Consider the following 312-nt stretch of genomic DNA (forward strand, 5'->3'; position numbering starts at 1 on the left):
AAAGGATTGCTTCGATAAAAAAGATCATTTAAAAAAGCTTTTTGAAGCCAGTTTGATCAAAAATAATTTAAAAATAACCATTTTTATGGGCTTTTATTGCAAACAAGATGCATATGTTTTTTTAAACAACAAGAAAAACCTTCCTTTTTAAAAAAGAAGGGCATTAATAAAAATGGCTTAATTTAAATTTATTGGTTTTTTTTTTGTTTAATTGTTTGATTAAGAATTGCGGTGAAAAATATTTTAAACTTTGCATCATTCTCTTTTGGTTATAAAAAAGAATATACTCGTGTACCATGTTTTTCATCTTTT

The 312-nt window shown here is 23.7% G+C and carries 1 protein-coding gene; it reads right to left on the minus strand.

What is annotated here, in order from left to right:
- Positions 1-163 precede the first annotated feature (163 nt).
- Positions 164-307: an IS3 family transposase gene (locus RI76_RS03370; protein ID WP_017192516.1), complete on the minus strand. Its 144-nt coding sequence runs from the start codon at positions 305-307 to the stop codon at positions 164-166.
- Positions 308-312: the final 5 nt, after the last annotated feature.

Source organism: Milkweed yellows phytoplasma str. MW1, assembly GCF_000309485.1.
GTDB lineage: Bacteria > Bacillota_I > Bacilli_A > Acholeplasmatales > Acholeplasmataceae > Phytoplasma.